Here is a 23,971-nt window from a genome sequence, read left to right on the forward strand (position 1 = left end):
TTCAGCTGCCGGTCACAATATTACGCAACAAAAAACGGATACACACCATTCAGCTGTGGTTATGTATCCGTTTTTTATCAACTTTTACACTGCAAATTCCAGTATTCTTTCCACAATAAATACCGCAGCACATGCGAATAACGCAACTGTAAGAAGACTTTTCTCCTTATATGCCGCGATCAGTGCCACAATAAATCCCACAGCAGCCGAGATCACACTGTCTGTGGCAAAAAGGATCGCCGGAAATGTCATGGCTGCCAGACATGCGTAGGGAACATAGTACAGAAATGATCTGATAAACGGACTTGTGATCTCTTTTCTGGAAAGAGCAAGCGGGAGCATACGGATCAGATATGTAACTGCTGCCATTACCAGAATGTAAATATAAATATTATGACTCATGAACACCCTCCTCCTCTTTCTCATCCTCTATCGGACAGAAGTATGCGGCAGCCCCTGCCACGATCAGTGTAGTAATAATGATCACAAAACCTGACGAAACCTCCGACAGAAACGGAATCACTTTAAACAAAGTGCTGATCAGCATTGCTGCCACGACAACTGCCAGTACTGCCTTATTCTGCTTTGCCGGAGGAATAATAATTGCAAGGAACATACCGTAAATAGCCACGCTGAGTGCACTCATCATAAAATCCGGAAGAAGATTTCCGGAAATTGCTCCTGCCAGGGTTCCAAGTACCCATCCCGGGATTGCCACACACATGGCACCATAATTATAAAATGCGCTTACCTTTCCGGGCTGACTGGCACTGATCCCGAAAATCTCATCCGTCACACCAAATGCTGCAATATAGCGGTGAACCAAAGATTCATCTCTTCTGAATTTCTGAGCAAGGGAAAATGACATCAGACAATATCTCAGATTAATGATCAGCTGTGTCAGTGCCATCTCCCAGTAAGAACCGCTCATTACCATGATCTCAAGTCCTGCAAACTGCCCTGCTGAAGTCACGTTTGTCAATGAAATCAGCACAGCCTGCCAGATACTCAGTCCATCAGCAACTGCCATCATGCCAAATGTAAACGATACAGCAAAATATCCCAGTCCTATGGGAATACCATCCTTAACTCCTTTTCTGAAGCTTTCACTTCTCATGTTTCTCTCCTCCTGTCACCTTTTGTGATCCTTTGACAACTGTTTAACTCTTTCACAGCTACAACTTTCGTATTTACTGATACACACAGATAACCCGGAGAACAGTATTCTGTCTCCGGGTTTCAGTCAGGATTATCTGATATGTTTTATTGCATATGCATAAATTCTCTTATAAGTCCTCATAGAATAATGAACACCATCATCTGTATAACCGCGAAATTCACAGCGAGTCGTATAACCACATCTCATCAGATAAGAATAACTGTTGATCCATGTAAAATTCCCGTTCAGTCTCTGTCTGAGTCTGTTATTAAATCCGCGGATCTCAGACTCCTTCCGCGTGGATTTCATTGCCGTATTACATGGATTCACAGACATATAAAATAATTCACAGTTCCTGGCAGTCAGCTTTCTGGATAATCCATTCATATAAGAAGCATAGTCTGACGCAACAGAATCATAACTGATGGACTTCCTGTTTTTGTGGATCAGGTCATTTACTCCCAGATTGAAAATAACTGCCACCGGCTTTGCATTGTCATCCATCCCGCTTATTTCATTCAGCAGTTCCTTTTCTCCGTATTTTTTCATCCAGTCAAGCCCTTCTCCTGTCTTGCATACAAATCCAACTTTCTTTAAACTGTCAGAACTGCATTGCTGCTTCAGAGTACTGCGAAGCATTGCTGTGCGGGAATCTCCCACAAAAATAATCTTATCATATTTCTCCACACTGTCCGCAAGACCGCCTGCATAAATATCCGGTTCCTGATTCCATTTATACTTCACCGGATAAAGATGAATATTTTTCGTAACCTGAATTTTCTGATATGCCTGATACATTGGATTACAGGTCTGTCCGGGAACTGTTGACCATCCCAGAAATGTATATCCCCTCTTATTCACTTCCACAGGAAGAATCACAGAACCACCGCTTTTCACTTTCTTTTTTGTGATTCCTCCTGAAGTCTCTATTGTAACTGTTTTCGTGGATGTTTTTTTCTTTTGCACTGTTGAATTCTTAGCAGTCTGCATTATTGCCGCCTGTGCTGCAGACGGGGGTGCTGCACATATTAATACACACGCCAGAAAAAATAATAACATTCTTCTTACACACATCTGTCTCTTCTGTTTTCTCATTATTGCCTTCTTTTATGATTTCATATATTATCTGTTATTTTTACCGGTACTTACAGCAATTTCGCTGTCTTTTCTCTTCACCATACTGCTTCGCAGTCAATTTGACCAAACAGTTGTATTTCAGTTTACATCATCTGACAAAAACAGTCAACAGTCTTCGCCACTGCCTTTACATTCTTTACAGACCCCATACAAAATAGAATTCTTACACTGCAGGGTAAATCCATGACTTTCTTCAATATGATGAGAAATTTCTTCCATAAAATGACATTCCAGATGAATGATCTTTCCACATTTTACACACTTCAGGTGCAGATGCTGTTCACATCCCCGTCCCGGTTCTACATACTGATAAGCAGCCTGGCAACCTTTCTCTGCAACATATTTGATCACAGTTCCATCCTTTGCAAGCTTGTCCAGATAGCGGTAAATGGTTGTGATATTTACCTCACTGTCATGTTTCTTCAGATACTCATCCACATCAGCAGCTGTAACCGTATGGTCATTACTGTTTTTCAAATATTCAAGTATTTTTCTGCGGCTTGCTGTCGCATAACTGCTTCCTGCCATAATTTTATCATTCCTCCTAAAATCAGCGTTACTGTTCACTCCGTTCACAGTAACTTAGCCAAAATTCATTCCAGATTGCCTGCGGCAATGGAATTTTGGCTTGTATGTCTCGGGATTTTGGCATATTCATGCCAAAACACCTCGCGGGATAGTGATGTGTGAACAGTAACAAATCAGCTTCTTCTGACAGAGCAGACTCGGTTAATCAGAAAACAATTCCTGCAAATTCAATAATAATTCCCCAGAATACACCAAGTCCATAAAGTACTCCCACAATTTTCAGATTCTGAACCCTGTCTCTGTTCAAACGAAACAGAATCAGAAGCCCAACTCCTGCATTTACAAGAAGTCCCGCCATCATCGCCCCGGCTCCGATAATATGATCCAGATATAACTGGGTAATCACTACAGAAGAAGCGCAGTTGGGAATCAGTCCCACTAAAGCTGCGATCAGTTCACCTGCAATCGGTGTTCCTGTAAAAAGTCCTGCCAGTGTCTCTTCTCCGACTAATCCAATGATAATATTTAAAACAAGAGAAATCAAGAAAATGTACACAAAAACTTTTAATGTATGAAATGCTGCTGAAGAAATAACTCCATGTTCACAATGGCAGCGTTCTTCTTCACAGATTTCATGAATATCCACATCAGGTTCCTGTTTCTTCAGAATATGTGTGTAAACATACTCCAGCACCAGGCCGGAAAGTATTCCGATCACCGCTTTGCAGGTCAGGATTTTCACAATTGTAACTACAGGAACTGCATTGGAGATCATGATCGGAAACATTTCATCTGAAGTAGACAGATACACCGCGATCAAAGTTCCCACTGTGATCACACGTCCGGCAAAAAGGCTGGATGCCGCTGCCGAAAATCCACACTGTGGGATCACTCCCAGAAGTCCACCCCATACCGGTCCGAATTTTCCGGCTGTACGGATTCTCTTTCGTGCTGCCGCACCTGTCTTATGCTCCAGCCATTCCATAAACAGATAAGTAAGAAAAAGAAAGGGTAGCAGCTTGATGCTGTCTATTACTGAATCTAATATAATCTCTGACATATAGTTCTCCTTATATTTGCACTTTATTTGTATTTGCAACTCATTTACATTTGCAACTTATTTGCATTTCTGTATTATATAGTATTTTTATAATTTGTCAAGTCTGTAAACCATACAATTGAAACATTCCAAAAAAAGACGTTACTGTTCACTCCGTTCACAGTAACGTAGCCAAAATTCATTCCAGATTGCCTGCGGCAATGGAATTTTGGCTTGTATGTCTCGGGATTTTGGCATATTCATGCCAAAACACCTCGCGGGATAGCGGTGTGTAAACAATAACAAAAAGACCATCTTGCAGATATGGGGGAAAATCCGGAAGATGGTCTTTTTATTCATGTTTTATTTATACAATATATAAGGATGTTATATCTGTATTATTCAGCAACTGCCTTAAATGCTTCATCAAGATCCTGAATGATATCGTCAATATTCTCTGTACCAATGGAAAGACGAATTGTATTTGGTTTGATACCCTGATCGAGAAGTTCTTCTTCTGTGCACTGGCTGTGTGTTGTTGTAGCCGGATGGATAACAAGAGATTTAACATCAGCTACATTGGCAAGCAATGAGAACAGTTCCAGATTATCAATGAAGTCCTTTGCCTTCTGCGCATCACCTTTAATCTCAAATGTAAAGATGGAACCGCCGCCATTCGGGAAGTATTTCTTATAAAGCTCCTGCTGAACCGGATCTGTGGATACAGACGGATGATGAACTTTCTCTACCTGCGGATGGTTATTTAAGTACTGAACAACTTTCAGTGCATTCTCTACATGGCGTTCAACACGAAGTGACAGTGTTTCAAGTCCCTGAAGGAAAATGAATGAGCTTACCGGAGAGATGGTTGCACCTGTATCACGAAGAAGAATTGCACGAATCTTTGTAACAAATGCTGCCGGTCCGCATGCCTTTGTAAAGCTTACGCCATGATAGCTTGGGTTCGGCTCTGTCAGAGATGCGAATTTACCTGATGCTTCCCAGTCAAATTTACCACTCTCAACGATCACACCTCCGATTGTTGTACCATGTCCACCGATGAATTTAGTTGCAGAATGAACAACGATATCTGCACCATATTCGATTGGTCTTACAAGGTAAGGTGTTGCAAATGTGTTATCCACTACAAGCGGAATCTTATGTGCATGAGCAATCTTTGCGATAGCTTCAATATCAACTACATCAGAGTTCGGGTTTCCAAGAGTCTCGATGTAAACAGCTTTTGTGTTATCCTGAATTGCGTTCTCTACTTCTTCAAGATCAAATACATCAACGAATGTTGTTGTGATTCCATAAGCCGGAAGTGTATGCTCCAGAAGGTTTGTTGTTCCACCGTAAATATTCTTAGCTGCTACAATGTGGTCACCCTGCTGTGCAAGATTCTCAATTGTATATGTGATTGCTGCTGCACCGGATGCTACTGCAAGTGCCGCAGAACCGCCTTCAAGCGCTGCGATTCTTTTCTCGAATACATCTTCAGTCGGGTTTGTAAGACGTCCGTAAATATTACCTGCATCTGCAAGTCCGAAACGTGCAGCTGCATGATCGCAGTTTCTGAATACATAAGAAGATGTCTGATAGATTGGTACTGCTCTTGCATCTGTAACCGGATCCGGACTCTCCTGTCCTACGTGAAGCTGTAATGTTTCAAATTTGAAATGTCTGTCTTTTCTTTCGATTTTTTTGCTCATGTGTATATCCTCATCTTTCTCTGATTTATAATAATCTTTTTCTCTGCAAAACTGATTCCGGCTCTTAAGCCCCTTATCTGCAAGTCATTTTTGTTTCTACGCTTTTCATATCTGTTTGATATGATTTAGCATGGTTGTATATTACCATTTAATTCCTAGTACGTCAATAGGAAATTTTCTATAGCGTTTAATAGCTAATAACTATAACGTTTCCAAAAAACAGTGCAGATAAGACAGTCCGACAAAATGCGAAAGACAAGGAAAATCTGTCATTTAATACAATTTTCAATCACGCCGCCGCCTACAACGATATCTCCATCATATAACACAACTGCCTGCCCTCTGGTGATAGCTCTCTGTGGTTTATCAAAACGCACGTGCAGCACTCCATCTTCCGTCTGCCATGCTACGGCCTCCTGCTCCGGATGACGGTAACGGATCTTTGCTTTCAGTCTCATTGGCTCCTTCAGAGATTCACAGGAAATCAGATTGACCTTTGTTGCAGTCAGTTCCGAATGGAAAAGATCCTCATTATTTCCCAGAACCACCTGATTGGTCTTTGGAGAAATATCACACACATACAGTCTGGTTGCTGCCGGAATACCAAGTCCTCTTCTCTGGCCAAGTGTATAGTGGATGATTCCTTTATGTTTACCAAGAATGTTTCCTTCTGTATCTACAAAATCGCCCGGGATTGATTTACGTCCTGTGTACTGTTCAATAAACTTTGCATAATCACCGTCCGGTACGAAACAGATATCCTGGCTATCATGCTTTCTGGCATTAACAAAGCCATGTTTCTCTGCGATCTCACGCACTTCCGTTTTGCGAAGCCCGCCAAGAGGCAGGGAAATATGCGCAAGCTGCTCCTGTGTCAGCATATAAAGCACATAACTCTGATCCTTCGTATCATCCACAGCTTTCTTTAATAAGTAACGGTTCTTCTCCTCATCATATTCCACACGTGCATAATGTCCGGTTACAATATAATCATACTCCAGTTCACGCATTCTCTGAAACATCTTGTCAAATTTCAGATAACGATTGCAGTCAATGCAGGGATTTGGCGTGGCTCCATGCTCATAGGCATCCACAAAGCGGTCCATAACATCCTCTTTAAACCTCTCGGAAAAGTTAAAAACATAGTACCTGATCCCCATTCTGTAGCAGACATTTCTGGCATCCTCCACATCATCCAGAGAACAGCAGGTTTTCTCTCTCTTTACTCCTATGTCCTCATTGTGAAATAATTTCATGGTAGCACCGATACATTCATCACCGGTTTCCTTTGTAAGCAGAGCTGCCACAGAGCTGTCCACTCCGCCGCTCATTGCGATAATTGCTTTTCTCATTTTTATTCCATCCTGTTCTGTGATCCGATTACACGGAATATTATTGTTTATGATAATTTTATTTATGTTATGATAGCTGTTCTGCAAAATACTGAACAGTTACATAAAAATCATTTGTACAGTATATCTATTCTAACACATTTATGTAAAATAAAAAAAGCCCTAAAAAGGGCTTTTTTCATTTTACACAAATAATGGAGTAGAATAGTAACGGTCACCGGAATCCGGAAGAAGAGCTACGATTGTTTTTCCTTTATTCTCCGGTCTCTTAGCCAGCTGGATTGCCGCATAGAGAGCCGCACCGGAAGAAATACCAACAAGAATTCCCTCATGTTTGGCGATCAGCTTGCCAACTGTAAAAGCATCCTCATTCTCAACCGGAAAAACCTCATCATAAACCTCTGTATTTAATGCCTTCGGAACAAATCCCGCACCGATTCCCTGAATCTTATGCGGACCGCTCTTTCCCTGAGAAAGTACAGGGGAAGTTGCAGGCTCTACTGCCACTACTTTCACGTCAGGATTCTGGGATTTCAGATATTCACCAACACCGGTGATCGTTCCGCCTGTACCAACACCTGCCACAAAAACATCTACCTGTCCGTCTGTGTCTCTCCAGATTTCCGGACCTGTGGTCCTTTTGTGGATCGCAGGATTTGCAGGATTATCAAACTGTCCCGGAATAAAACTGTTCTCATATTCCTTCGCAAGTTCGTTTGCTTTGGCGATTGCGCCATTCATACCTTTTGTTCCATCTGTCAATACGATTTCTGCACCGTATGCTTTCAGAATATTCCTTCTCTCAACACTCATTGTCTCAGGCATCGTAAGTATCACTCTGTATCCTTTGATTGCAGCAAGAGAAGCAAGACCGATTCCGGTGTTACCTGATGTAGGCTCGATGATCACTGCGCCAGGCTTCAGAACGCCTCTCTCTTCAGCGTCTTCGATCATACTCAGGGCGATACGGTCTTTGGCACTTCCTGCCGGGTTAAAATACTCAAGCTTCACAAGTATTCTCGCTTCCAGCCCAAGCTCTTTTTCAAGATTTCCAACCTCAAGGAGAGGAGTATTTCCAACCAGTTCCGCTGCATTTTTATAGATTTTTGCCATGAGTTCGTCCTCCTTATTTCATACTAAGTATATATGAATTATATGTTATATACATAATATTCTATAAATCCACTGTTGTCAAGAGGGAAAATCAAATTACATAATCATTTCCCATCTCTTCATACCAGTCTTTAAGATCCTGCAATGTAACCTTATCCAGTACTCCCTCAATAGCTTCATCAAGCATCTTCCAGAGACGGAGTGTGACGCATTCCCCGGCTCTGCTGCACTGATTCGGTTCGTCCTCCAGGCAGGCTACCGGCTTCATGCTGCCTTCTGTCAGTCTCAGAATAGTTCCCACCGTATATGTTTCCGGCTCTCTGGCAAGCATATAACCGCCCTGTGCCCCTCTCAGGCTCTTTACATATCCCGCCTTCTTTAATGATGAAATAATCTGTTCCAGATATTTTTCTGAAATATTTTCCCTTGCAGAAATATCTTTGATCTTGACCAGTTCTCCTGTATTATGAACTGCAAGATCAAGCATAAGTCTCAGAGCATATCTTCCTTTTGTAGAAATCTGCATTTTTCAAAACCTCCTGATTAACTTTCGTCGGATTATCATTGTTTTCTTTTATTATATAGTATTCCTATTCATATAGTCAAGATATATTCAACTTTCCTATATGAATATACAAAAAATCACAGAACCATCCCCAGTCCTGTGATTCTCTCACTGTCTTATACAGTATTATTTCTCCAGTTCTTCTACTGAAGTAAATACATTAAATCCATTATTCTTAAGAATGCATTCTGTCACTGCGCCATCCTCCGTCTGAAGAATTACTACAGGTCTGAGATCTTTTCTGTGGAAAGAAGTATAAATATAGTCAAGACTTACATTACTGTCTGATGCTACTTTCAGGAGTTCATCCAGACCGCCTACCTGATCTTTCATATCAACTACGATCGCCTGTGTAATACGATTCATATATCCACTCCTGTTTAAAACAATTTCCGCTTTATCCGGATCGTTGCAGATCATACGGAAGATTGCAAACTCCGGTGCATCGAAGCATGCAAATCCATAAATATTAATCCCGTTATCTGCAAGTATCCCTGTCACTCTTTTCAGACTTCCTGCTTTATTTTCCACAAATACAACATTCTGTTTGATCATCTCTTTTATCCTCCGGTCAACTCTCTCAGTATCTTTATAATCCCTCATCCACATATTTCTTAATATTGGATGTATTTACATATTTCGTCATATGCTCACCGTCTGTGATCACCAGAGTCGGAGCCTGCATAATTCCAAACTCCTTCACCATCTCCGGATTCTTCTCCGCATCAATAATCTCGAACTCCCTGCCTTCCAGTATCTTCTTCGCCACTCTGCAGTTCGGACAGGTACTGGTTGTAAACAGGTATTTATGTGATGCCACAGGTTCTATCTTCACATCATCCTTAGTCACAGTAACTACACTGGCATGAACCGGCTGTATTTTTCTGATATCTGAATGCATCACATCATAAAGCGTACGGTTCTTATACTCCTGTGCTTTACCGTCATTCCAGTTCTGTACAGGTCTGTAATATCCTGTGATACGACTGTAAACCTCCGCCTTCTTACCACATTTCGGACAAGTGAAATGCTCTCCGCTGATGTAGCCATGTTCCTTACATACAGAATAGGTCGGCGAAATCGTATAATACGGCAGTTTATAATTCTCTGCGATCTTACGTACCAGTGCTGCTGCTGCTTTCCAGTCAGGAAGCTTCTCACCGATAAATGCATGGAATACAGTACCTGATGTATAAAGCGTCTGCAGATCATCCTGAATATCCAGTGCATCAAAAATATCTGTGGTATATTCAACCGGAAGATGAGAACTGTTTGTATAATAAGGAGTATCCCCTTCCTTGCCTGCAGTCTTAATATCCGGCCAGCGTTTTCTGTCGTGTTTGGCCAGACGATAGGCAGTAGATTCAGCAGGAGTTGCCTCAAGATTAAACAGTTCTCCTTCGTACTTCTCCTGATAATCGGACAGACGTTCCCGCATATGAAGAAGAACTTCTTTTGTAAACCTCTGCGTACGCTCATCAGACATATCTTTTCCCAGCCAGCGGGCATTCAGACCAACCTCGTTCATTCCCACCAGTCCAATGGTAGAGAAATGATTGGAAAAGCTTCCAAGATATCTCTTTGTATAAGGATATAATCCCTCATCCAGCAGCTTACCAATTACTTCACGTTTAATATGCAGAGAACGTGCGGAAATATCCATTAAGCGATCCAGACGATTGTAAAACTCTTCCGGTGTCTTGGAAAGATATGCGATACGCGGCATATTTATAGTTACTACCCCCACAGAACCGGTACTCTCTCCTGATCCGAAGAAACCACCGCTCTTCTTGCGGAGTTCTCTCAGATCCAGACGCAGACGGCAGCACATACTGCGGATATCACTTGGTTTCATATCACTGTTAATATAGTTTGAGAAATACGGTGTTCCATATTTGGATGTCATCTCAAAAAGAAGGCGGTTATTCTCTGTATCAGACCAGTCAAACTCATTTGTTATGGAATAGGTCGGAATAGGATACTGGAACCCGCGTCCGTTGGCATCCCCCTCGATCATGGTCTCAATAAATGCCTTATTGATCATATCCATCTCTTTTTTGCAGTCTTTGTACTTGAAATCCATATTCTTTCCGCCTACGATAGCCGGAAGCTCTGCAAGATCATCCGGTACTGTCCAGTCCAGCGTAATGTTGGAGAAAGGTGCCTGTGTTCCCCATCTGCTTGGAGTATTGACTCCATAAATAAAAGACTCAATACATTTCTTCACTTCCGGATAGCTTAAATTATCTGCCTTGACAAAAGGTGCCAGATAAGTATCAAAGGATGAGAAAGCCTGCGCTCCGGCCCATTCATTCTGCATAATCCCAAGAAAGTTTACCATCTGATTGCAGAGAACACTCAGATGCTTTGCAGGTGAAGATGTGATCTTGCCTTCAATACCGCCAAGTCCCTCCTGGATCAGCTGTTTCAGTGACCATCCTGCACAATATCCGGTCAGCATGGACAAGTCATGAATATGAATATCTGCATTTCTGTGTGCATCTGCGATTTCATTGTCATAAATCTCAGACAGCCAGTAATTTGCAGTAACTGCACCGGAGTTGCTTAAGATCAGACCTCCAACTGAATAAGTAACTGTGGAGTTCTCCTTTACACGCCAGTCCTCAACCTTCACATAACTGTTTACGATTTCTTTGTAATCCAGGATCGTTGACTTCATGTTGCGAACCTTTTCCCTCTGCTTGCGGTAAAGAATGTAGGCTTTTGCCACATCTGCATATCCGGCCTGGATCAGCACATTCTCCACACTGTCCTGAATTTCTTCTACTGTAATCTTATTATCTGTAATCTTTTTCTGAAAATCAGAAGTAACACGCAGCCCTAAGAGATCAATCATCTCTTCGCTATAATTTTTCTCTTTTGCATCAAAGGCTTTATGGATAGCCGCTGTGATCTTGCCTATTTTAAACTCATCCACTTCGCCATCACGTTTTACTACCTGAAACATATCTAATGCCCCCATTTTCTCTTGTTAATCTTTTTCTCCTGCATATTCTTACCGGAGATATTTCTGTCGTTACTGTCCACTTTGCTCTGAGTAACACTGTAGGTTCATTGTATCAGAGTATCACCGGTTCGTCAACACGCAAAAATACCACATAATGTTCCTCGTTTTCGTAAAAGGCACAATATATGGTATTTTCTTATTTTTCAAAATATTTTTTTATACAACTCTGGCGTAGATTTCTTTCGGCACCCTTGCCTTCACAGCAATCCCTTCCTCTGTGTATTCCTCTGAGATAAGCTGCCCATATTCGCGGATCAGCTGGATTTTTCCTGCTTCCTGATAAGGGAAAAGGCGCTCCACATAAATCTGTTCTTCAGCAAGAAGCTTCTCCAGAAGATCATTCAGATCTGCAAGACCCTCGCCTGTCTTTGCAGAGACCTTCAGCGTATAGTCCGATTTAAAATCTCGCAGTACGCATGCCCCCGGTGCATCCTGCTTATTAAAGAGTGTAATGATCTTCTTTCCCATCACTCCCAGTTCTTTTAATGTCTCATATACCACATGCATCTGCATCTCTGCCTGCGGATTGGAAGAATCTACCACATGGATAATATAATCTGCATATTTGGCCTCTTCCAATGTGCTCTTGAATGCTTCGACCAGATGATGCGGAAGCTTATGGATAAATCCAACCGTATCTGTGAGAAGAATCTGCTGTCCGTCCTTCAAATTTAAAAGTCTGGTAGTTGGATCCAGTGTAGCAAACAGTTTATCCTCTGATAAAACCTCTGAGCCTGTCAGTGTGTTCAGCAGCGTAGATTTTCCCGCATTTGTATATCCTACGATCGCAGCAGTCTTCATATTGCCTCTGGCCCGGCTGGAACGGATCAGTTCCCTGTGTTTCTCCACCTGAGATAATTCTTGCTTCAAAGCAGAGATCCTTGTACGGATAAGACGACGGTCTGTCTCCAGCTTTTTCTCTCCCGGACCTCTGGTTCCGATTCCACCTCCCAGACGGGAAAGAGATTCCCTGAGACCGACCAGACGGGCAGATCTGTAGCGAAGCTGTGCAAGCTCTACCTGTATTTTACCCTCACTGGTTATAGCTCTCGCTGCAAAAATGTCCAGAATCAATAATGTCCTGTCCATCACCTTACAGTCCAGTTCCCGCTCCAGATTATTCAGCTGTGCAGGAGAAAGTTCGTCATCACAGATAATTCCGGTTGCATCCATAGCATATACCAGTGCACGTACTTCCTCTATCTTTCCTTTTCCAATATAAGTTCCGGGATGCACAGACTCACGATTCTGAATGATTCTTCCCACTGTAACAGCTCCCGCAGTTGATGCAAGCTCCTTCAGTTCATCCAGGGATTCTTCCACATTATCATGATCATCCGTCTGCACTCCCACAAGAACCACCCGTTCTTCAAGCTTTCCAAATTCTTCCATAAATTCTCCTCAGTCAGATGGATATTACACACGCGTTTTAAGAAATGCAAGTTCCTTCTTAACAGTTTTATCTTCCGGGTATAATTCCAGATATTCCTGTGCTTTCTGTAAAGCAGTCTGAAAATCCAGTTTCTTCTCATAGACTACGATCTCATTAAACAGCAGACTCTGCATATCCTCCGCTCCTGCCTCATGGATTCCGCTTTCTATATCAGAAAGGGCACTGTCATAATCCCCATCCTCTATATCACACAGTGCAAGTCCGTTAAATCCTTTGGCTCCGTTTTCTGCCTGTGATACATACTGCTGAAACATTGCTTTTGCATTTGCGCTGTCTCCTTTATCCATATATACCATACCAAGCAGAACCAGTGCCTCCGTATTATCGCCGTCTATGGCCTGTTTCAGTTCACTTTCAGCATTTTCATAATCATCCATATAATAATAAACTCTGCCGCGGTCACAATGATCCTCTGCATTTTTTGCAGTTCCTGACAAAGCAGCTTCCAGATAACGGGTTCCGTCTGCTTCCATATCCCTGTTCAGATATGCCCCGTAGATCTGGATAGCTCTGTCATAAGTTGCATCTTCGCCGTAGGCCTGTTCAAAATTAGCAGAAGCTTCCTCATAGGAATCCATGGCCAATGCTGTTTCTCCCGTAAGGAAGTACAGATCCGCATCCATTTTATAGTTTTCTGCCAGAGTCTGGCAGTCTTCCAGCGCTGCCTCATAATCCTTTACTTTGAGATAAGCCACAGCTCTATACGACAGAATATCTTTTTTTAATGCTTTACCAACTTTGTCACATTTAAGCGCATCATTGAAATATGTTATGGCTTCTTCATAGTTTCCAAGCTTGAGTTTCGCTACACCTGCACCTCTGTACGACTGTGCAGGCTTCACTCCTTCAGAAATTGCTGTCTCGTATTCTTCAAGTGCTGCCTCATAATTTCCCTGTTCCAGATCCTGTGCAGCCTGTTTATAATTCTTCGTATCTCCCACATTGCAGCCTGTCAGAAATCCAAGGCTTAAGCAGACAGCAGTCAGAAATAATCTTTTTTTTCTATTATACATGTAATTCCTTTGCCAGTAAATCAGTCAATGAGCAATCCTTCGGATTCCATTACCTTTACTACATGATCAACATTCTCAAGGCAGAGTTCATCTGTTCCGGCTTCTACCATAACACGAATCAATGGCTCTGTGCCACTCTCGCGTACCAGAATACGCCCATCACTTCCCAGTTTCTTTGCAACTTCCTCTACAGCAGCAACTACCTTCGGATTCTCTCTCGCAGTCTTCTTGTCTGCCACCCGGACATTTCTGAGAAGCTGTGGATAAACCTTCATTTCCTTTGCCAGATCACACAGAGTTGCTTTCTTCTCTACACACGCTTCCATTACCATGAGAGAAGTAAGGATTCCATCACCTGTTGCAGCGTAACGGCTGAAAATAATATGTCCGGACTGCTCACCGCCAAGACTGTATCCATTCTCCATCATATTCTCTGCCACATATTTATCTCCTACTGCTGTCTGCTCATATTTCATATCCTCTCTCTCCAGAGATTTATACAGACCGAGATTTGACATAACGGTGGTTACTACTGTATCATCTTTTAATCTGCCCTGCTCCTTGAGATATTTTCCACATACATACATAATCTTATCACCGTCGACCACATTTCCCTTATGGTCAACAGCAATACAGCGATCTGCATCACCATCATAAGCAAAACCGATATCCAACCCATTGTCCACAACATATTTCTGCAGGACTTCAATATGGGTAGAGCCACAGTTTGTATTGATATTTGTACCATCCGGCTGGTTATTGATCACATAAGTCTTTGCCTGAAGTGCCTCAAATACACTCTTTGCAATAGCTGAAGAACTTCCGTTTGCACAGTCAAGCCCTACTTTAATGCCTTTGAAATCCCTGCTTGGAATAGAGATCAGATGTCCGATATAACGATTCCTTCCTGAAGCAAAATCCACAGTGCGTCCAATATCTTCTTTAGTTGCCAGAGGAAGATCCTCGATCAGGCCATCCAGATATGCTTCAATCCTTGCTTCTACTTCCGCTTCAATCTTCTGTCCGTTTCCATTGAGAAGTTTGATACCATTATCATAGAATGGATTATGGCTTGCGGAGATCATAATACCACAGTCAAAATCCTCTGTACGTACTGCATAGGAAACACTTGGAGTCGTCGTTACATGAAGAAGATATGCATCTGCACCGGACGCTGTCAGACCTGCAACAAGTGCATATTCAAACATATAACTACTTCTTCTTGTATCTTTTCCAATAACAATCTTAGCTTTATGGTTTCTTCCGTAATACCATCCTACATAACGACCCACCTTAAATGCATGATCTACTGTCAGTTTAACATTTGCTTCTCCACGAAATCCATCTGTTCCAAAATATTTTCCCATAATTGCTCTCCTTTACTTTTTACAATATCCTCTGTTTCTGCACTGCATACTGTATTTCCCGGATCACACCCAAAACTGCTTTTAATCAGATCAGGCGTGTTTCCTGCGAAAGCTGCGGATATCTGCTTAACTTATTGATAAAGTCCCTGAGGATATATACCCGCTTCTGTAAGATTTTTAAATGCGCTCATTACTGTTTCTTTATCTTCCTGATAAGTTACACCAAACCATGTATCCTTTGTCTCCAGGACATCAACTTCAGCACTTTCATTTTTGATCAGATGGTCAACTAACTCCGGAAGCAGATATTCCTTTTTTGTATCTTCCGGTGCGAGTCCACTGAGAAATTCTGCAAATCCTTTCTCAAGGATCTCCATAAAGTCCGGTGTCAGTCCCCACATATTCATGGACACCAGATCCTTTACATCCAGTTCCTGCACACTTCCGTCTGCATTTCTTGACTCAGCACCTGTGGCAGTCTTAAATATATCATGCGTCTCTGTCACACCTGTAAGCTGTCCATTCTCAATATTGCAGATTCCTCTGGTAACACTTCCATTATCGCTTAATGTATTTCCAAGTCTGAAGCCTGCCATACAGATATGGAGTTTTCCGTCCTTTGGCTGTTCCTGCACAAGATAATCATGCACCTTCACATAAGCTTCTTTTCCATAATAATCATCTGCATTGATAACAATAAACGGCTCATCCAGAACCTTCTTTGCAGCAAGTACAGCCTGTCCGGTTCCCCATGGTTTCGTGCGGTCAGCCGGTTTCGTAAATCCTTCCGGCAGATCATCAAGCTCCTGGAATACATATTCTACTTCCGTAATTTTCTCAATACGCTCGCCGATCACTCTGCGAAACTCTTCTTCCAGATCTTTACGGATAATAAACACTACTTTGTTAAATCCGGCTTCCAGCGCATCGTGGATGGAATAATCCATAATAATCTCTCCACATGGTCCCACCGGTGCAAGCTGCTTGATTCCTTCTCCAAAACGACTTCCGATTCCTGCCGCCATAATTACAAGTGCTGTTTTCTGCATAAATATTTTCCTCCTGACATTCTTCTCTCATATCAATACTTTTTCAGTCATATTCTGTCACATACCCTCTCCGCAATATTCTATTCCGCATCCTGAAGATTACTTAATTTTGCTGCCTGATCTGCTGCGATCAGACTGTCAATGATCTCATCCAGATCCCCGTTCAGAACATTCTCCAGTCTGTGCAGTGTCAGCTTGATTCTGTGGTCTGTCACACGGCCCTGTGGAAAATTATAAGTTCTGATCTTCTCTGAACGGTCACCCGTTCCAATCTGGCTTCTTCTTGCCTCAGCCTCAGCATCATGCTGTTTGGCAAGCTCCATCTCATACAGACGGGAGCGAAGAACTTTCAGTGCTTTATCTTTATTCTTAAGCTGTGACTTCTCATCCTGGCAGGAAATTACGATTCCGGTAGGAATATGTGTCAGTCGCACAGCAGAGTCTGTTGTATTGACACACTGTCCGCCGTTTCCGGATGCACGGAACACATCGAATTTACAGTCATTCATATCCAGATGGAAATCGATTTCCTCTGCTTCCGGCATAATAGCAACTGTACAGGTAGAGGTATGGATACGTCCGCCGGATTCTGTTTCCGGAACTCGCTGTACACGATGTACACCACTTTCATATTTCAGTCTGGAATAAGCACCTGCACCTGTGATCATAAATGTTACTTCCTTAAATCCGCCGATTCCGTTCTCATTGAGACTCATCATTTCTGTTTTCCAGCGGCGGGATTCTGCATATTTCACATACATACGGTAAATCTCTGCTGCAAAAAGGGCAGCTTCATCCCCACCTGCACCTGCACGGATCTCCACAATAACGTTCTTGTTATCATTAGGATCTTTCGGAAGAAGAAGGATCTTAAGTTCATGCTCCAGTTCCTCTACATTCTTCTTTGCCTCAGACAGTTCTTCCTTCAGCATTTCCCGCATATCTTCATCTTTCTCTTCCTCAAGCATGGAAAGACTGTCCTGTATCGTTTCTTTGTTTTTCTTATACTCCCGGTAAGCATCTACTATCGGCTGCAGATCGCTCTGCTCTTTCATCAGCTTCTGAAAATGTTCCTGATTATCGGTAACTCCCGGCTCTCCAAGCTCATTAAGCACCTCTTCAAAACGAATGAGCAGATCGTCTAATTTATCAAACATATTTATCCTCCTGTAATTTCTTTCGCCCCAGAACCACCCGGTCCAACCCGGCCAGATCCTGCCTTATCTCAATATCTTCAAATTTATATTTCCGCAAAAGAGCTGCCACATCTTCTCCCTGGCTGCATCCGATTTCATATAAAAGCCAGCCACCCGGAACAAGATGATCCTGTGCCTGTTTCGTGATAGCCCTGTAAAAATAAAGTCCATCTTCCATACCATCCAGCGCCATACGCGGATCATGCAATTTTACTTCATCCATAAGATCTTCAATTTCCGCCGTAGGAATATATGGCGGATTTGATATAATCATATCATAAGCTCTGCTATAATTTCTATTACTATTTTCGCATTCTGTCATTTTTACAGTATCTTTTACAGCAGTCCTTTTCATATACTCTGTTCCGTACACAATGTTCTGCATTTCAGAAAACAGATTACTCTGTACGAATTCCGCATGCTCTGCCACTTCCAGTGTCCGTGCATTCCGCACAGCCACTTTCAGTGCCTCATCTGACAGATCCACGCCTGTTCCGTGTGCATCAGCTCTCTCCTTCAGAATACTGATAAGAATACAGCCGGATCCTGTACACATATCAAGAATATATGGATTTTTCACAGCTTTCATGCATTCAAGAGCGGACTCCACAAGTGTTTCCGTATCCTGTCTGGGTATCAGTACATTCTTATCCACATAAAATTCATGCCCCATAAAAAAAGCCTGATGCGTCAGATGCTGCAGCGGTATGTGTCCCGCACGTCTGCTGATCAGTTCCAGATATCTTTCAGCAGCACTTTCTGTGACACTTTCTTCTCCGTATGCAAAATAATACGCCCGGCTTTTTCCTGTGACATATTCCAGGAGAAGCCAGGCATCCAGCCCGGCTTCCTTAATCCCCGCCTGTGCAAGGATCATCTGTCCTTTTTTTAATAATCCTGTCAGAGTTTCTCCGTTCATTGTTCTGCTTCAACTCCAAATTCTTCCTTCAGATATGCTTTCCAGTCAAAAACCGCCTCTACAGCCCTGATCGCAACCTCTGCCATATCTGCTGTCGGTTCCTTAGTTGTAAGTTTCTGCATTGCCAGACCCGGTTTACTGAAAAAGTCAGCAAGTTTGCTGTCTGATCTTCCAGCCCACTGAATAATCTCAAAAGATATTCCTGCTACAACCGGCACCATAAGAAGTCTTCCAAACAGTCTCACCCAGTAAAATGGAACCAATACAAAAATAAAATGCAGAAAAATGCTGACCAGCATAACCAAAAACAGAAAACTGGTTCCACATCTCTTATGCAGTCTGGAGCTTGCAAGAACATTATCCACCGTAAGCGGCAGTCCATGTTCCACACAGTTAATGCACTTATGCTCTGCTCCATGATACATAAATGTTCTCTGAATATCCTTCATTCTGGAAATCAGAAGCATATATCCCATAAACAATGCAAGCTTTACAAATGCCTCAACTATTGTAACTGCAAATTCCGAAGCGCCAACCCTTCTGCAAAGACTTGCAAGGGCGTATGGCAGCAACATAAAGGCGGCAACTGATACCACGATCGAGACAGCAACTGTCACATATAACAGCCATTTGAACTGCTTATCTTCTTTTGCCTTTTTTGCAGCAAGCTCCTCTTCTGAAAGAGCAGCATTCTTCTGCTTATCCTCTTCGTCCTCCTCGTCCCCTGCGATCTCCGCTGAATACATCAGACATTTTGTGCCGACCACCAGAGAATCCACGAAGCTTACCACACCTCGGATCAGTGGATATTTGAGAAATTTTGCATTTCCGAATACACATTTGTAATCTTCTACTTTTAATTCAATCTCATTGTCCGGTCTGCGGACAGCAATGGAATATTTATCCTTATGGCGCATCATAATGCCTTCCATTACAGCCTGACCGCCGATGTTCGATGATTTCATTATTTTCTCCCAAAGAAACAAGAAAGGCTGAGATTTCCCAACCTCAACCTTCTCAATTCTTACTATATTCTGATTATTTGTTCAGGCCGTATTTCTTATTAAACTTATCGATACGTCCACGAGCCTGAGCTGCTTTCTGCTGACCTGTATAGAATGGATGACATTTAGAGCAGATTTCTACGTGGATGTCCTGTTTTGTAGATCCTGTTACGAATGTGTTACCACAGTTGCAGGTTACAGTTGCCTGATAATAATTAGGATGGATTCCTTCTCTCATGATTTTCACCTCTCTGTAAAGATTCTATTTTCTATTCGTATTCATTTGACGAATTTACTATTAAACAGCTTTATGAGTATAACATATCGTCCCATGGAATGCAAGTTATTTTAAAATTTATTTTAAAATTTATTTAATATTTTTGTTACTGAGAACGGAGCGAACAGTAACTGTTTTTTTACAACGTTTCAGATAAACTTCTGTTTTTTTACAGTCTGCACAAATTCAGCATTATTTTTCGTACGGGTAAACATATTCAGGATCTGTTCTACCGCATCTTCTGACTTCATTCCATTGAGGGCTTTTCGCATAATGTAAACCGCTTCCTGTTCTTCTTTACTCAGCAGCAGATCCTCTCTTCTTGTACCGGATTTCTGGATATCAATTGCAGGGAATACCCGCTTTTCCTGCAGTTTTCGGTCAAGCACCAGTTCCATATTACCGGTTCCCTTAAATTCTTCATAAATTACATCATCCATTTTACTTCCCGTATCCACAAGCGCTGTAGCAAGAATAGTAAGGCTTCCGCCCTCTCTCATATTTCTGGCCGCACCAAAGAAACGTTTCGGCATATGAAGAGCCGCCGGATCCAGACCACCGGAAAGAGTTCGTCCGCTGGGCGGTATAATCAGGTTGTATGCCCTTGCCAGTCTTGTAATAGAATCAAGAAGAATTGTAACGTCTTTTTTATGTTCCACCAGACGACGTGCACGTTCTATTACCATTTCAGACACACGTTTATGATGTTCCGGAAGCTCATCAAATGTAGAATAAATGACTTCCACATTATCGCCACAGATGGCCTCCCTGATATCTGTAACCTCCTCAGGACGCTCATCGATCAGAAGAATGATCAGATGCATGTCCGGATTGTTTCTCAGAATAGACTTTGCCACATCTTTCAGCAAAGTTGTCTTACCAGCTTTCGGAGGAGATACGATCATTCCTCTCTGTCCTTTACCGATAGGGCTGATCAGATCTACGATCCTCATGGCAACTGTGCCGCCCGGTCTTTCCATTATCAGTCTCTCATTTGGAAAAATCGGTGTCATATCTTCAAAATTATGTCGTCTCTGCCCTTCACTGGGATGGAATCCGTTGATAGAGGTCACATATAGCAGGGCACTGAATTTCTCTCCCTGTGTTTTGATACGGATATTCCCCTTAATAATATCACCTGTTTTCAGGTTAAATCTGCGTATCTGAGAAGGTGATACATAAATATCATTTTCCCCCGGAAGATAATTTTCACATCGGATAAACCCATATCCATCGGGAAGTACCTCAAGGATTCCGTCTGCTCTCTCTCCACTGTCAAGCTGTACTGCCTCTGCCGGGGCATGATACTGTGTACGTTCCGGTGTTTTGTTATACTGGGGGATTCTCTCTCCGTTACCTTCCACTTCACTCTGCTGCGGTTTCTCCCGGACTGTTTCCTGTTTTTTTGTCTCACCTTCCAGTTCATCTTCGTGAAGCATTCTCTCGATCAATTCCGGTTTTCTCAATGCTGAAACCCCTTTTAATCCTCTGGCTTTTGCCAAATCCTTTAAAGTTGCCAGTGATAATGATTCATACTTTTCTCTCATAAAATAATCCTCTGCTTTTTGTTTTGATTGTTAATATTGATAATTATTTTTATTTTTGTTTTTCTGATTTCCTATGTATCTGAGCAATTTATTCTTTATTAACTTTTCCTGTAACAGTTAGTGGGATAATCTGTCTGAAGTGACACGAATATCAGATCTGCAGCAATGCATATCGCAGGAAAATTATACTCCTGCTCCTGTGTCGACAAGTTAATTCCTGTAGTAATCCTGTCTGCACACCGGTATCTTTATATTTATCTTAGCACATCTTCTTCATAATTGACAATACCATATTATTCCAAATCTTTATTATTGGCAAGCTGTTTTATACGTCATAAAACTGATATTATCGACATAAAAGCAGAAATCCGGAGACATAAAATATGTCCCCGGATTTCCGGTAAATCAGATATTAATAACACTTATTTAAGAAGACAATTAATGTACCAGATTTCCCACTAATCCATAAGAAACAATATACATAATGACAGTTGCCATAATAATGCCACAAAAAATTGCCAGAGAGGACTTCTTAATATCAATTTCCAGAAGAGATGCAATCAGAGATCCTGTCCATGCCCCTGTTCCCGGAAGTGGAATTCCCACAAACAGCATCAGTCCCCAAAACTCATATTTCTTTACCTGATCACTTTTTCTCATTGCCCTGTCTTCCAATTTCATAACAAGTCCCCGAAAGAGTTTCGTCTTTTTTAAAACCTTGAAAATCTGTCTGATAAACAACAGAATAAACGGAATAGGAATAATATTTCCAACAATACACAGTGGAATTGCCTTTGCAGCCGATATCTTAAGTAAGGATGCTGCAAGCAATCCTCCCCTGAGTTCCAAAAGCGGAATCATTGAAATAATAAAAACTGCCCCTTCCGGTGAAATATATTGTGACAGATTCTGCGAGAACCAATGTACCAGTGCTTCCATAAAACCTCCTAACTTTTACTTCAGATAATCCTTCAAAAAATCAATAAATTTCTGCATTTCTTCCTTTGTTCCAACAGTGATACGAAGAAAATTGTCAATTCGGTCCTTCTGGAAGTAACGAACATAAATATGCTGCCCTCTCAATGCCTCAAAAAGTTCTTTCGCATGGCAGGTTTTATGCGTAGCAAAAATAAAGTTAGACATAGAATCCTGAAAAGAGAATCCCAGTGCCTTCAATTCTTTCTTTGTCCATTCTCTTGTCTCTATGATTTTATTACATGTCTCATCAAAATATGCTTTATCTTCAACTGCCGCCACACCTGCAGCAATCGCTGTACGGTCCATAGTATAAGAATTAAAAGAATACTTCACATCATTCAGGAATCTGATCAGTTTCTCATTTCCACACGCAAAACCAATTCTCATCCCAGCCATAGAACGCGACTTGGAAAATGTCTGTACGACCAGAAGGTTGTCATATTTTTCAATCAATGGAAGCGCCGACTGACCACCAAAATCCACATAAGCCTCGTCCACGATCACAATCACATCAGGATTATGGCGGATAATATCCTCCACTTCCTCCAGCGGCATCTCCACACCTGTCGGCGCATTCGGATTCGGGAATACAATTCCTCCGTTTTCTCTGAAATAATCTTCCTTCCTTATATGAAAGTTCTCATCCAGTGCCGGTCTCTCATATGGAATGCGAAACAGGTCTGCCCATACATCATAAAAAGAATATGTGATATCCGGAAAAAGAACCGGCTTCTGTGAATTAAAGAATGTAAGGAAACTCATGGCAAGCACATCATCGGAACCTACTCCCACAAAAACCTGTTCATCCTTCAGCCCGTAATTCTTTGCAATGGCATGTACCAGTTCTCCTGCTGTAGGATCCGGATAAAGTCTCATAGTATCTGTATCCATCTCCCTCAACGCCTTCTCCACTCCAGGTGCCGGCGGATACGGATTCTCGTTGGTATTCAGCTTGATCATATCCGGCTGATTGGGCTGCTCGCCTGGTGTATATGGTATTACTTTACGTATATTTTCTTCCCATCTGCTCATTTATCTGATCCCTTTCATGTTTTTTATTGTTTTTCACTTTCGTCAGTATAACATTAATCTCTATTTTCGTAAATCAACTTTTTGCATTTTACTGATTGACAAACCCACTTTGCAAGTCTATAATAGGCGGCAGAAAAGATAAGAAGAATCAAAACGTTGAAGAGAAGAGTACGCTGAGGAACGTTACAGAGAGAAATGTATACCGGTGCAAGCATTTCATCGCGAACCAGCCGAAGACCACCTCTGAGTGACTTTAATACAGTCCGGTGATTCCGTTACCATCGAATGAAGCGGTTCTGATCAGATGATTTATCCATCAGTAATGTATCAGAACAACCGGGGTGGAACCGCGAGTAATGTTATCTCGTCCCCTACAGTATTTAACCGTACTGTAGGGGATTTTTTTATTCTTTCTTTTACCCCTTCGCAGTACAAAAACCTGTTACTGTTCACTCCGTTCTCAGCAGCACGCTCCGCGGGATATCAACAGTGAACAGCAACTA

Annotated in this window: 22 protein-coding genes and 1 other annotated feature; all 22 genes read right to left on the minus strand. The window is 42.0% G+C overall.

Annotated features, from left to right (window positions below; genetic code table 11):
• Positions 1–84: 84 nt before the first annotated feature.
• The 22 genes from I4V44_RS00430 to hisC all read right to left on the minus strand — a co-directional run bounded on the left by I4V44_RS00430 (position 85) and on the right by hisC (position 23,468).
• A complete protein-coding gene (locus I4V44_RS00430; RefSeq protein ID WP_008706474.1) occupies positions 85–402 on the minus strand; it encodes an AzlD domain-containing protein in 318 nt (105 codons plus the stop codon).
• On the minus strand, positions 392–1,117 hold the full coding sequence (locus I4V44_RS00435) for an AzlC family ABC transporter permease (RefSeq protein ID WP_025578184.1): 726 nt from the start codon (positions 1,115–1,117) through the stop codon (positions 392–394). Before I4V44_RS00435 ends, I4V44_RS00430 begins: the two co-directional genes overlap by 11 nt.
• A 132-nt stretch (positions 1,118–1,249) precedes the next feature.
• Positions 1,250–2,254, minus strand: a complete 1,005-nt coding sequence (locus I4V44_RS00440) for an InlB B-repeat-containing protein (RefSeq protein WP_118573816.1) — start codon at positions 2,252–2,254, stop codon at positions 1,250–1,252.
• A 147-nt stretch (positions 2,255–2,401) separates the two neighbouring features.
• Positions 2,402–2,824, minus strand: a complete 423-nt coding sequence (locus tag I4V44_RS00445; protein WP_008706467.1) for a Fur family transcriptional regulator — start codon at positions 2,822–2,824, stop codon at positions 2,402–2,404.
• Between the two features lie 205 nt (positions 2,825–3,029).
• Entirely contained in the window at positions 3,030–3,884 is an 855-nt protein-coding gene (locus tag I4V44_RS00450; protein ID WP_008706466.1) for a putative manganese transporter, read from the minus strand.
• A gap of 377 nt (positions 3,885–4,261) precedes the next feature.
• Positions 4,262–5,575, minus strand: a complete 1,314-nt coding sequence (locus tag I4V44_RS00455) for an O-acetylhomoserine aminocarboxypropyltransferase/cysteine synthase family protein (RefSeq protein WP_022380497.1) — start codon at positions 5,573–5,575, stop codon at positions 4,262–4,264.
• Positions 5,576–5,844: 269 nt separating this feature from the next.
• Positions 5,845–6,927: a tRNA 2-thiouridine(34) synthase MnmA gene (gene mnmA / locus I4V44_RS00460; protein ID WP_118573815.1), complete on the minus strand. Its 1,083-nt coding sequence runs from the start codon at positions 6,925–6,927 to the stop codon at positions 5,845–5,847.
• Between the two features lie 183 nt (positions 6,928–7,110).
• Positions 7,111–8,040 carry a cysteine synthase A gene (gene cysK / locus I4V44_RS00465; RefSeq protein WP_008706459.1) on the minus strand — a complete coding sequence of 310 codons (930 nt, stop codon included), beginning with the start codon at positions 8,038–8,040 and terminating at the stop codon, positions 7,111–7,113.
• Positions 8,041–8,131: 91 nt separating this feature from the next.
• A complete protein-coding gene (locus I4V44_RS00470; protein WP_008706458.1) occupies positions 8,132–8,566 on the minus strand; it encodes an RrF2 family transcriptional regulator in 435 nt (144 codons plus the stop codon).
• 165 nt (positions 8,567–8,731) lie between these two features.
• Entirely contained in the window at positions 8,732–9,160 is a 429-nt protein-coding gene (locus I4V44_RS00475; RefSeq protein WP_022380500.1) for an ACT domain-containing protein, read from the minus strand.
• Between the two features lie 34 nt (positions 9,161–9,194).
• Positions 9,195–11,573 carry a ribonucleoside triphosphate reductase gene (locus tag I4V44_RS00480; RefSeq protein WP_008706456.1) on the minus strand — a complete coding sequence of 793 codons (2,379 nt, stop codon included), beginning with the start codon at positions 11,571–11,573 and terminating at the stop codon, positions 9,195–9,197.
• Between the two features lie 216 nt (positions 11,574–11,789).
• Positions 11,790–13,025, minus strand: coding sequence for a GTPase HflX (gene hflX / locus I4V44_RS00485; protein WP_025579229.1), 1,236 nt, complete (start codon positions 13,023–13,025; stop codon positions 11,790–11,792).
• Positions 13,026–13,049: 24 nt separating this feature from the next.
• Positions 13,050–14,099, minus strand: coding sequence for a tetratricopeptide repeat protein (locus tag I4V44_RS00490; RefSeq protein ID WP_196002136.1), 1,050 nt, complete (start codon positions 14,097–14,099; stop codon positions 13,050–13,052).
• Positions 14,100–14,119: 20 nt separating this feature from the next.
• Positions 14,120–15,466 carry a phosphoglucosamine mutase gene (gene glmM / locus I4V44_RS00495; protein ID WP_196002137.1) on the minus strand — a complete coding sequence of 449 codons (1,347 nt, stop codon included), beginning with the start codon at positions 15,464–15,466 and terminating at the stop codon, positions 14,120–14,122.
• 131 nt (positions 15,467–15,597) lie between these two features.
• The gene (locus I4V44_RS00500) at positions 15,598–16,515 is read right to left on the minus strand and encodes a nucleotidyltransferase family protein (RefSeq protein ID WP_118408293.1); all 918 of its coding nucleotides are present in this window, start codon (positions 16,513–16,515) and stop codon (positions 15,598–15,600) included.
• A gap of 80 nt (positions 16,516–16,595) precedes the next feature.
• Complete coding sequence (gene prfA / locus I4V44_RS00505; protein WP_008706449.1) at positions 16,596–17,672, minus strand: peptide chain release factor 1; 1,077 nt, start codon at positions 17,670–17,672, stop codon at positions 16,596–16,598.
• Positions 17,665–18,630 carry a peptide chain release factor N(5)-glutamine methyltransferase gene (gene prmC / locus I4V44_RS00510; RefSeq protein ID WP_118571197.1) on the minus strand — a complete coding sequence of 322 codons (966 nt, stop codon included), beginning with the start codon at positions 18,628–18,630 and terminating at the stop codon, positions 17,665–17,667. The genes prfA and prmC overlap by 8 nt, the downstream gene beginning before the upstream one ends.
• A complete protein-coding gene (locus tag I4V44_RS00515; protein WP_022380506.1) occupies positions 18,627–19,595 on the minus strand; it encodes a DUF1385 domain-containing protein in 969 nt (322 codons plus the stop codon). The genes prmC and I4V44_RS00515 overlap by 4 nt, the downstream gene beginning before the upstream one ends.
• Before the next feature lie 73 nt (positions 19,596–19,668).
• Positions 19,669–19,872 carry a 50S ribosomal protein L31 gene (gene rpmE, locus I4V44_RS00520; protein WP_020993628.1) on the minus strand — a complete coding sequence of 68 codons (204 nt, stop codon included), beginning with the start codon at positions 19,870–19,872 and terminating at the stop codon, positions 19,669–19,671.
• A 188-nt stretch (positions 19,873–20,060) separates the two neighbouring features.
• Positions 20,061–21,458 carry a transcription termination factor Rho gene (gene rho / locus I4V44_RS00525; RefSeq protein WP_055149491.1) on the minus strand — a complete coding sequence of 466 codons (1,398 nt, stop codon included), beginning with the start codon at positions 21,456–21,458 and terminating at the stop codon, positions 20,061–20,063.
• Between the two features lie 438 nt (positions 21,459–21,896).
• Positions 21,897–22,397 carry a COG2426 family protein gene (locus I4V44_RS00530; protein ID WP_008706441.1) on the minus strand — a complete coding sequence of 167 codons (501 nt, stop codon included), beginning with the start codon at positions 22,395–22,397 and terminating at the stop codon, positions 21,897–21,899.
• A 15-nt stretch (positions 22,398–22,412) separates the two neighbouring features.
• Complete coding sequence (hisC, locus tag I4V44_RS00535) at positions 22,413–23,468, minus strand: histidinol-phosphate transaminase (protein ID WP_118408289.1); 1,056 nt, start codon at positions 23,466–23,468, stop codon at positions 22,413–22,415.
• Between the two features lie 147 nt (positions 23,469–23,615).
• Positions 23,616–23,843, plus strand: a binding site (T-box leader).
• Positions 23,844–23,971: the final 128 nt, after the last annotated feature.

Origin of the sequence: Blautia sp. 1001283B150304_161114_C9, assembly GCF_015668165.1 — a bacterium.
GTDB classification, from domain to species: domain Bacteria; phylum Bacillota; class Clostridia; order Lachnospirales; family Lachnospiraceae; genus Blautia_A; species Blautia_A wexlerae.